Here is a 7,252-nt window from a genome sequence, read left to right as displayed (position 1 = left end):
CGCATCCATGCGATAACGGCTAACTGACCTGCATCGGTAAAAACGCCACGTCCTGTGGCATTACCGAAATGACCGACATCGTGTCGGCCCTCGTGTAGGCCTAAGCACAAAGCCGATTCCGGACACAATTATGCCGAGGAATAATTGATTTTATTTATTTATAATTTGTTTGAAATATCAGAAAATTGGTGTATAATTGTGTTATAAATGGTTGAGGGAGTGATTGTGATGATTATAGGCACATTTTTTTTAGCAGTTGCATTACATGTAGGTATTGTTTTAACAGTAGACTTATTTACTAATCAGCAACACTCTACTACTACGCAAAGTAACCATTCATAATCGAAAAACAAAAGAATAAACTGCAACTAGGCAAAGTTATAAAGTAGCTTTGTCTATTTTTTATGGACTGCAACAATTTATGTGAAAATTCGTCCATATACTGTAGAAAATGTTATACTATAAAAAAACAGTATCGGGGAATGAGCATGCAAGAAGAGAAAACAAATAGTTTCAAAAAGGAATTAATATCCTATCTTAAAATTATTGTAATTACCGCTATAGTTGTTTTAGGCTGTAAGCAATTTTTATTTGCACCGATTAAAGTACAAGGGGCTTCTATGTACCCAACTTATCATGATAAGGATATTATTATTGTAAGTAAAATGAGTAAAATTGAACGCTTTGACCAAATTGTCTTTCAATCACCAACAGAAGATGAGCTATATATTAAACGAGTGATTGGCCTACCAGGTGATACAGTTGAAATGAAAGATGATGTTTTGTATGTAAATGGCAAAGCTTATAAAGAGGATTATGTAAATCGTCAAACAGATGATCCTAAGCAATTACGTATTACAGAAAATTTCACGTTAGAGCAATTAGTTAATGAAAAAAAGGTACCTGAGGGTGAGTATCTTGTACTCGGGGACAACCGTTTAAGAAGTTCTGATAGCCGCCATTATGGCTTAATTTCTAAAGATGCCATCTATGGTGAAGCTAAATTAACAATATATCCGTTTAATCGTTTCCATATTGGTCCAAAGTAAAATAAATTGGGACTTGCAGTGAAAAAGAGGCTACGTTGAGTAGCCTCTTTTTTAACTTCTTTCAGCGGGTGTCCAAACACCCGCTGAGATATATGCCGAGGCATAATTGATCTTTTTAGTCGGCTGATAATGCCTTGCAAACTTTATAAGTGGGGTAATAGACACAAACTGTTGAATGTTCAACTGTTTCTTTTATGGGGATTTGCTGTTCGCTCAGACTAGGAGAATTGATTGCTTGTTGATTGATTGAGAGCTCTTCTGTTACTGGTTCTACACCATAAAACAACAATAAAAAATAGCATACTAAACCTATTATACGCAAACAATCACCTCACAATGTTCTGTATATTAGTATGTATGGTCAAACTTTAAAAAATATAAGTAAAATCTGAAATTTCTTTCTTTTGAAAGGGTTTTTATAAGGTAAGCGTATGTTCATCAATGATTGAGAGTGCTATAGTGAACTAATTTTATGAATGACAAGGAAGATATAATAAAAAATTGTTGTCATGCAAAATTCAATATGCTAATATAGCTAACGTAAATATTTGATCTGTATAACCTCAATGATATGGATTGAGGGTCTCTACCAGGAACCATAAAATCCTGACTACAAAAATCGTGCTTCATTTTTGTAGTCAGGATTTTTTTCTTTTAACTTCTTTCAGCAGAAGTCTCCCACCTTTATAGGTGGTGAGATAAATGCGGTTTTAAGTCACTTTTCAGCAGTGTCCAAACACCCGCTGAAAGAAGTTAAAGCCTCCGGCGGATGTCACTGAATCGGAAAGGAGTTCTTTGTGCAAGCACAAAGCCGATTCTGGACGCAATTATGCCGAGGCATAATTGATATCTCCCTACAAAAATGAAAGTGTAAATAGAAGGGTGATAATTATGAATTGGAGAGTTTACATTCTGGCCGTTACTACCTTTGCGGTAGGATTGGTGGAATTAATTGTAGGTGGTATATTACCAACAATTGCAAAAGATTTAAATGTGTCCTTAGCAACAGCAGGACAATTAATTACAATATTTGCTCTCGTCTATGCGATATCTGCGCCTGTCCTTTTATCATTAACTGCAAAAGTGGAAAGGAAGCGCCTTTATCTTATTTCTTTATTTATTTTTACTTTAGGTAATCTTATGACGTTTTTTAGTACGACATTCTTGATTGTCATGATTGCTAGAATTTTCACAGCGATGAGTACTGCATTGGTCATCGTCTTATCCTTAACGATTGCAACAAAAATTGTTGAACCAAGACATCGTGCAAAAGCGTTAGGGCTTGTTTTCATAGGTGTTAGTTCGGCACTTGTCATCGGTGTGCCAATTGGGATATTTGTGTCAGAAGCATTTGGATGGCGAGCAATGTTCTTAGGAATAGCACTACTTTCAACTGTATCTATGATTCTTATTGCGTTATTGCTTGAAAAAATGCCAGTTGTAGAAGTTGTCCCATTAAAGGCTCAAATTAAATCATTAGCGAATTTAAAAATCTTAAGTGCACAATTAACAACACTGTTTATGCTGGCTGGTCATTATATGCTTTATGCATATTTAACGCCATTTTTAGTAGAAGCATTTGATATGAGTGCCTCTTGGATTAGTATCTGTTATCTAATCTTCGGAATAGCGTCCGTCAGTGGGAATGCTCTTGGTGGTTGGCTAAGTGACAAAATTGGTACTGGTAAAGCCATTCTAATTATTGTCTCTACATTTGCCGTTGTATTATTTAGTATTCCTTACACAATTGTTGCTTTCCCACTCTTTTTAGTCGTGACAGTTTTATGGGGCGCACTTAGCTGGGCACTTACACCTCCATTACAAAATTATTTAATACAAACAGATCCAAAAACGTCTGATATTCAACAAAGCTTAAATACTGCTGCATTACAAATCGGTATATCCATCGGTTCAGCTGTTGGTGGAGCTATGTTTGCTGTTACAGGATCTGCTAAGCATTTAGCTGGCTTCGGTGCCATTTTAGTTTTATGTGCTCTAGGCTGTGCAATTTTTTCTCTAAAAAGAGCGCCAGTTTCACATGAGGCTGAGCTGGGGATGAAATCGGCTCATAACAACTCATAGTTTAGAGTGGCTTATCGGGCGTTCCTAGGAAAGCGCTCAGTCGTAACGGAAATCAACCACACGTTATGGTGATGAGCTATTATGTCGAGGCATAATTGATCAGAATTTAAAGGATCAAATGTGAAAATTGTCGCAACGATTGACCAGGCGCTTTACCGTAATGTGGGTGCTATTATTTTATATGAAGAGGATTCACACACTTTATCTGCACGAAAACTAAAACGAAAAAATCGCTGATCAATATATACCAACAGGCGAACTCGAAAACTTTATGTTTGACTCTCAAGCAGATGCTATAAAATTTACTCATAAGCTTACTAGAATGAGTGCACTCGATTATTTATTATCTGCAAATAAAGAGAGACAACTAAAATAATAAAATAATTGCAAGACGAGCCTATAGGGGGTCTATGCATGTGAAGAAGGGCGTTTGGAGTAGCTATATTCCAAATGTCTTTTTTTAGTGCTCCATAGCTAGCAAGAGGAGATTATTTGTGTCCAATTTGGCTTAATAGTCATCGCGATTTATCTCGCAGGAACTACCCATAAAATCCGATTGATGAAGAACTAGTAGGGATGAAGAAAATCCCATTGATTTAAGTTTCACTTTATATCAGGCGTGTTGATTAGGAAAAAATAGGTTTATTATTGAGCGATAAAGGGATTTTTTTATTGCTATTTTGCTAATATATTTCCATTTTTAACTGATTGTAGCGTAGGGCTACTCGACTCCCGCGGGAAAGTGAGACAGACGAGACCCTGCACGGAGCGTAGCGGAGGAAGCGGTTCGACGCTCGCCCGCAGGAAAGCGAGTAGCCCGTAGCGGAAATCAGAGCCTTCTAATTAATCAAGATGGATAAAAATAGTTAATCAACACACCTGGCTTTATATATAAATTCACCTATAAACAAATATTTAATTTCTATATCGATTATTATCATACTGGAATAGGACAAGGAATAGATTGTTGTAGTTAAAGTATTTTAGGGGCTCAGTAGATAGGGAGTCTGATGATTCTATACTATTTTTAGGATATATAATATTCTCTCTGCCTAAGATAGATAATTCAAAAGGGTCTACTAATGGGAATCTAACTTATTAACTAATAACAGCATTTTCTCCTGAATTTAGTCAGTGAGAAGGAATTCAGGAGAAAATGCTGTAGTTACTTAATCGGCATGATTGTCTAATAATTTCAAATGGAGGGGGAATCGAATGTCAGAATATCATCAACAATCATCAGCTGAAGTGATGAAAACTTTGAACGTGACAGATCAAGGATTGAGTGATTATGACGTTCAAAAGAGGCAAGAAGTATACGGCTATAATGTATTAGAGGAAGGAAAAAAAACTAGTGCATTCGCCGTTTTCTTTGGACAGTTTAAAGATTTATTAGTCATTATTTTAATCATTGCTGCTTTCGTTTCATTTTTATTAGGAGAAGTAGGAAGCACCGTTGTGATTATGATTGTTGTTATATTAAACGCTATCCTAGGTACTGTACAGCATGTCAAGGCAGAACAGTCTTTGGATAATTTAAAAGCGTTAACCTCCCCAATTGCTAAAGTAATGCGAAATAATCAGCTAATAGAGATTTCTTCAGAAGATCTAGTCGTTGGAGATCTTCTTTATTTGGAGGCTGGCGATTATATTAATGCAGATGGGAGATTATTAGAAAGTCATAATTTGCATATTAATGAAAGTTCGTTGACAGGTGAATCAATCGCTGTAGCGAAAAGTATTGTTGCTATTAAGGAGAGCAATGTAACTGTTGCTGATAAAAAGAACATGGTATACTCTGGAAGCTATGTGACAACTGGTCGGGGTATTGTCATGGTTACAGCTATCGGAATGCAGACGGAAATCGGTAAAATTGCAAATTTACTAGATACTGCGAAAGAGAAGAAAACACCGTTACAAGTAAGTTTAGATCATTTTGGAGAAAAATTAGCTTTAGGGATTACGTTAATCTGTTTAGCTATTTTTGTGATTGACCTTGTTAGAGGACGTGCACTTGTAGAATCGTTCATGTTTGCTGTTTCACTTGCTGTGGCAGCAATTCCAGAAGCATTAAGCTCGATTGTTACGATTGTGTTAGCTTTTGGGACACAGAAAATGGCAAAGGAAAATGCCATTATTCGAAAGCTTTATGCTGTTGAAAGTCTTGGAAGTGTATCTGTCATTTGTTCAGATAAAACAGGAACATTAACTGAAAATAAAATGGTTGTTCAAGAGGTCTATGTGGATGAAAAAGTGATTCCACATGATCAGCTTTACACTGAAAATACAGTGGAGAAAGACCTTATGTTAAAGGCAATATTATGTAGTGACGCTGTGGAAAGGGACGGTAAGGAAATCGGTGATCCTACTGAAGTTGCACTCGTAAAATTAGGAAAGCAATATGATTTTGACGAATTACTGGTAAGAGATCATTATCCAAGAGTGGCCGAAATCCCTTTTGATTCAGATAGAAAACTCATGAGTACTGTGAATACTATCAATCAGCAATCTATCATGATTACAAAAGGAGCATTAGATGTCCTTCTTCCTAAAATTGTAAAGATTGAAACTTCAAAAGGTATATTTAATATTACAAAACAACAACGCCAAAAAATCGAAGCGGTAAATCGTGATTTTTCTATGAATGGGTTAAGGGTACTAGCAGTTGCCTACAAAGAGGTAAGGGGAAATCAAGCAATCGATGTAAGGGCTGAAAAAGATTTAATCTTTGTTGGTTTAGTCGCGATGATGGATCCTCCAAGACAAGAATCTAAAGGTGCGGTTGAAAAATGTATAAAAGCTGGTATCAAGCCGGTGATGATTACAGGAGATCATAAAATTACGGCAACGGCTATTGCCAATCAAATCGGGATTTTAAATGATCCCTCTGAAGCGATTGAAGGGCATGAAATAGAAGGCTTAACAGATCAGCAGCTTCAAGAAAAGGTTAACGATTTTTCTGTTTATGCCCGAGTAACACCGGTTCAAAAAATTCGTATCGTGAAAGCGTGGCAAGAAAAAGGACATGTCGTCGCCATGACAGGAGATGGTGTTAATGATGGCCCTGCGCTAAAACAGTCCGACATTGGTGTGGCAATGGGAGTTACCGGCACAGAGGTCGCGAAGGATGCCTCCTCTATGATACTAACGGATGATAACTTTTCAACGATTGTGAAGGCCATTGCAAATGGTAGAAGTATTTATACGAATATAAAAAACGCTATTTTGTTCTTATTATCAGGGAATGCGGGTGCCATTTTTGTTGTTTTATATGCAACAATATTAGGTTTGCCAGTTCCTTTTGCACCTGTGCATCTATTATTTATTAACTTACTAACGGATAGTTTACCGGCGATCGCAATCGGTCTAGAGCCGAATAATAAAAAAACAATGAAAGACAAGCCTCGAAATATTCATACACCATTATTAAATAAAGCATTTACTACTCAAGTGGTGCTCGAAGGGTTACTAATTGCCATTTCTACAACGGTTGCCTTTGAAATCGGATTGTCAACAGGAGATACTTTAACGGCGAGCACTATGGCATTTACAACATTATGTTTGTCGCGATTAGTGCATGGTTTCAACTCCAGAGCTAAAGAATCCATCTTCGCCATTGGACTATTTTCGAATAAATACACTTGGCTTGCATTCTTAATCGGTTTTTTAAGTTTACACGCAGTATTGTTTATTCCAATGCTTACAGGTGTGTTTGAAGTTGCCACATTAAGTACCGCACAATTAGGCTTTATTTATAGCTTGTCTGTGCTACCGTTCATCGTGAATCAGTGGTACAAGCTGTTGTTCGTGAGAAGTCGATAATGAGGAAAACATATGGAAGCTCTCGTTTTGTTGAAACGAGAGCTTTTTAGTGTTGAAAATAAAATGATTAAGAAAATTTTTGCGAGTGTTGTAGTCTTTAAATAAGTGTGATTTCCGTTCCAGGCTACTCGCTTTGTTGCTGTCGCTTCGCTTTCGCACAGATAAAACATTTGTCGCTGACGCTTCGCTTTCGCGCAGAGCAAGGCTTCCTGTGGGCGAGCGTCGAGCCGCTTCCTCCGCTAAAGGAACGAAGGCTAAATGCGTCACGTCCTGTGACAATGCCTTCGTGACCAACATCA

The 7,252-nt window shown here is 37.1% G+C and carries 6 protein-coding genes and 1 riboswitch; of the genes, 4 read left to right on the top strand and 2 right to left on the bottom strand.

The window, feature by feature from the left end; all coding sequences use genetic code 11:
• Nucleotides 1–228 precede the first annotated feature (228 nt).
• Nucleotides 229–342, top strand: a complete 114-nt coding sequence (locus tag ACQKN2_RS24860; RefSeq protein WP_323645609.1) for a transcriptional regulator — start codon at nucleotides 229–231, stop codon at nucleotides 340–342.
• A gap of 146 nt (nucleotides 343–488) precedes the next feature.
• Nucleotides 489–1,049: a signal peptidase I gene (lepB, locus tag ACQKN2_RS24855; RefSeq protein WP_427417305.1), complete on the top strand. Its 561-nt coding sequence runs from the start codon at nucleotides 489–491 to the stop codon at nucleotides 1,047–1,049.
• A 115-nt stretch (nucleotides 1,050–1,164) separates the two neighbouring features.
• Here the strand turns inward: lepB and ACQKN2_RS24850 are convergent, their stop codons facing one another.
• Nucleotides 1,165–1,371 carry a hypothetical protein gene (locus ACQKN2_RS24850; protein ID WP_427417304.1) on the bottom strand — a complete coding sequence of 69 codons (207 nt, stop codon included), beginning with the start codon at nucleotides 1,369–1,371 and terminating at the stop codon, nucleotides 1,165–1,167.
• A gap of 211 nt (nucleotides 1,372–1,582) precedes the next feature.
• A riboswitch (purine riboswitch) is annotated at nucleotides 1,583–1,682 on the top strand.
• 258 nt (nucleotides 1,683–1,940) lie between these two features.
• Here ACQKN2_RS24850 and ACQKN2_RS24845 point away from each other — a divergent pair.
• Together ACQKN2_RS24845 and ACQKN2_RS24840 are read left to right on the top strand one after the other, a co-directional pair.
• Nucleotides 1,941–3,131 (top strand): MFS transporter, encoded by a 1,191-nt coding sequence (locus ACQKN2_RS24845; protein WP_427417303.1) that lies wholly within the window; start codon nucleotides 1,941–1,943, stop codon nucleotides 3,129–3,131.
• Between the two features lie 1,215 nt (nucleotides 3,132–4,346).
• Nucleotides 4,347–6,953: a cation-translocating P-type ATPase gene (locus ACQKN2_RS24840; RefSeq protein WP_427417302.1), complete on the top strand. Its 2,607-nt coding sequence runs from the start codon at nucleotides 4,347–4,349 to the stop codon at nucleotides 6,951–6,953.
• Here the strand turns inward: ACQKN2_RS24840 and ACQKN2_RS24835 are convergent.
• The coding region (locus tag ACQKN2_RS24835) for a hypothetical protein (RefSeq protein WP_427417301.1) at nucleotides 6,900–7,252 on the bottom strand (353 nt) is incomplete at its 5' end. The two genes, ACQKN2_RS24840 and ACQKN2_RS24835, sit on opposite strands and share 54 nt — an antisense overlap.

The sequence above is a fragment of the Lysinibacillus sp. NPDC093688 genome, assembly GCF_050280145.1.
GTDB lineage: Bacteria > Bacillota > Bacilli > Bacillales_A > Planococcaceae > Lysinibacillus > Lysinibacillus xylanilyticus_B.
Note: the sequence above shows the minus strand (reverse complement) of the source record. Positions and strands in the feature narration are given on the sequence as shown.